General features: G+C 40.8%; 1 protein-coding gene. It reads left to right on the top strand.

Annotation, left to right across the window (positions count from 1 at the left end; translation table 11 throughout):
- Positions 1 to 2,510: isoleucine--tRNA ligase (gene ileS, locus SMIDD26_RS07385; RefSeq protein WP_246746980.1), on the top strand; the 2,510-nt coding region annotated here is incomplete at its 5' end.
- Positions 2,511 to 3,006 lie beyond the last annotated feature (496 nt).

Raw genomic sequence — 3,006 nt, 5'->3', positions numbered from 1 at the left:
ACACTCATGGTCTGCCAATAGAGCAAGTTTTGGCAAAACAAGGTGTTAAACGCAAAGAAATGGACTTGGTTGAGTACTTGAAACTTTGCCGTGAATACGCTCTTTCTCAAGTAGATAAACAACGTGAAGACTTTAAACGTTTGGGTGTTTCTGGTGACTGGGAAAATCCATATGTGACTTTGACTCCTGATTATGAAGCAGCCCAAATCCGTGTCTTCGGTGAGATGGCTAATAAAGGTTATATCTACCGTGGTGCAAAACCAGTTTACTGGTCTTGGTCATCTGAGTCAGCCCTTGCTGAAGCAGAGATTGAATACCATGACTTGGTTTCAACTTCTCTTTACTATGCCAATAAGGTGAAAGATGGCAAGGGAATTCTTGATACAGATACTTATATCGTTGTTTGGACAACAACTCCATTTACCATCACAGCTTCTCGTGGTTTGACTGTTGGAGCGGATATTGATTACGTTTTGGTTCAACCTGCTGGTGAAACTCGTAAGTTTGTCGTTGCTGCAGAATTATTGACTAGCTTATCTGAGAAATTTGGTTGGGCTGATGTTCAAGTGTTGGCAACTTACCGTGGTCAAGAATTGAACCACATCGTAACAGCACACCCATGGGATACAGCTGTAGATGAGCTCGTTATCCTTGGTGACCACGTTACAACTGACTCTGGTACAGGTATTGTCCATACAGCCCCTGGTTTTGGTGAGGACGACTACAATGTTGGTATTGCTAATGATCTTGAAGTCGCAGTGACTGTTGACGAACGTGGTATCATGATGAAGAATGCTGGTCCTGAGTTTGAAGGCCAATTCTACGAAAAGGTAGTTCCAACTGTTATTGAAAAACTTGGTAACCTCCTTCTTGCCCAAGAAGAAATCTCTCACTCATACCCATTTGACTGGCGTACTAAGAAACCAATCATCTGGCGCGCAGTACCACAATGGTTTGCCTCAGTTTCTAAATTCCGCCAAGAAATCTTGGACGAAATTGAAAAAGTGAAGTTCCACTCAGAATGGGGTAAAGTACGACTTTACAATATGATCCGTGACCGTGGCGACTGGGTTATCTCTCGTCAACGTGCTTGGGGTGTTCCACTTCCTATCTTCTACGCTGAAGATGGTACAGCGATCATGACAGCTGAAACGATTGAACATGTGGCTCAACTCTTTGAGGAACATGGTTCAAGCATTTGGTGGGAACGTGATGCTAAGGACCTCTTGCCAGAAGGATTTACTCATCCAGGTTCACCAAATGGCGAGTTCAAAAAAGAAACTGACATCATGGACGTTTGGTTTGACTCAGGTTCATCATGGAATGGAGTGGTAGTAAACCGTCCTGAGTTGACTTACCCAGCAGACCTTTACCTAGAAGGTTCTGACCAGTACCGTGGTTGGTTCAACTCATCACTCATCACATCTGTTGCTAACCATGGCGTAGCACCTTACAAGCAAATCTTGTCACAAGGTTTTGCTCTTGACGGTAAAGGTGAGAAGATGTCTAAATCTCTTGGAAATACCATTGCTCCAAGCGATGTTGAAAAACAATTTGGTGCAGAAATCTTGCGTCTCTGGGTAACAAGCGTAGACTCAAGCAACGACGTGCGTATCTCTATGGATATCTTGAGCCAAGTTTCTGAAACTTACCGCAAGATCCGTAACACTCTTCGTTTCTTGATTGCCAATACATCTGACTTTAACCCAGCTGAGGATGCAGTAGCTTACGAAGAACTTCGTTCAGTTGATAAGTACATGACCATCCGCTTTAACCAGCTTGTTAAGACAATTCGTGATGCTTATGCTGACTTTGAATTCTTGACAATCTATAAAGCACTAGTGAACTTTATCAACGTTGACTTGTCAGCCTTCTACCTTGATTTTGCCAAAGATGTTGTCTACATCGAAGGTGCTAAATCACTTGAACGCCGTCAAATGCAGACTGTTTTCTATGACATTCTTGTCAAAATCACCAAACTCTTGACACCAATCCTTCCTCATACAACAGAGGAAATCTGGTCATATCTTGAGTTTGAAGTTGAAGACTTCGTTCAATTGTCAGAATTGCCAGAAGCGGAAACTTTTGCTAATCAAGAGGAAATCTTGGATACATGGGCTGCCTTCATGGACTTCCGTGGACAAGCTCAAAAAGCCTTGGAAGAAGCTCGTAATGCAAAAGTAATCGGTAAATCACTCGAAGCACACTTGACAGTTTATCCAAATGAAGTTGTGAAAACTCTACTTGAAGCAGTAAACAGCAATGTGGCTCAACTTTTGATTGTGTCTGAATTGACCATCACAGAAGGACCAGCTCCAGAAGCTGCTGTTAGCTTCGAAGATGTAGCCTTCACAGTAGAACGCGCTGCAGGTGAAGTATGTGACCGTTGCCGTCGTATCGACCCAACAACAGCAGAACGCAGCTACCAGGCAGTTATCTGTGACCACTGTGCAAGCATCGTAGAAGAAAACTTTGCAGACGCAGTCGCAGAAGGATTTGAAGAGAAATAAGTTAAAGAGTCTAAGGAAAACTCAATTTGAGAAGAAAAGACAACTAATTTTATAATTTATAAAACGCATTGTATCACGTTTTTGAACACCTGATATGATGTGTTTTTATTTATTTTGAAAATTTGCCAGGTGTGACTTTGTATACTCATATTCAATAAAAATCAAAAAGCAAACTAGGAAGCTAGCCGCAGGCTGCTCAAAACACTGTTTTGAGGTTGTAGATAAGACTGACGAAGTCAGTCACATATATATGACAAGGAGACGCTGACGTGGTTTGAAGAGATTTTCGAAGAGTATCAACAAGAATCAAAGAGAAAGGTAGCAAACTAATAGCAGTAAGATAAAATACGAATTTGATATTAGGGATAAGATTGATAAATTGTGTAATATTTTTACAACAATAAATTTGTAGAATGCTTTTTAATTTCTGAAAAGTATGATATTTTATTTCATATTATGCAAATTTTTATTTTATAATATCAGAAAATGCTTTTTT

This window comes from Streptococcus mitis (genome assembly GCF_001579035.1).
Taxonomy (GTDB): Bacteria; Bacillota; Bacilli; order Lactobacillales; family Streptococcaceae; genus Streptococcus; species Streptococcus mitis_J.
This window is presented reverse-complemented; position numbering and strand designations above follow the sequence as displayed.